This is a genomic window from Mesorhizobium sp. M2E.F.Ca.ET.209.01.1.1, assembly GCF_004010375.2.
GTDB lineage: Bacteria > Pseudomonadota > Alphaproteobacteria > Rhizobiales > Rhizobiaceae > Mesorhizobium.
The window spans coordinates 1-418 of record NZ_SADP02000245.1; the positions used below are offsets into that span (position 1 = coordinate 1).

1 protein-coding gene is annotated in these 418 nt (G+C 66.5%); it reads left to right on the forward strand.

The features are described from left to right. Positions 1-418: FAD-dependent monooxygenase (locus EN852_RS35490; RefSeq protein WP_189546373.1), on the forward strand; the 418-nt coding region annotated here is incomplete at both ends.

Genomic DNA, 418 nt, shown 5'->3' on the forward strand with positions numbered 1-418 from the left:
GGACAGGGCCTCAATATCGGCGTGCAGGACGCGGTGAACCTGGGATGGAAGCTGGCCCAGGTGGTCAAGGCGACGTCCCCTGAAAGCCTGCTCAACAGCTACCTTGCCGAACGCCATCCGGTTGCCGCCCGCGTGCTGCGCAATGCGATGGCGCAGGTCGCGCTTCGTCGCAGGGACGACCGCACCAAGGCTCTGGGCGACACGTTTGCCGAACTGCTCGCCATGGACGGGCCACGCAAACGAATCGCCGCCGAGATGTCCGGCCTGGGTGTCCACTACGACCTCGGGGAAGGGCACGCGCTGCTTGGGCGGCGAATGCCCGACCTCGATCTGCTCACCGCCAACGGGCCGTTGCGGCTGTTTACCTTGCTGCACGACGCGCGGCCGGTGCTCCTCCATTTCGGTGAACCAGGCAGAC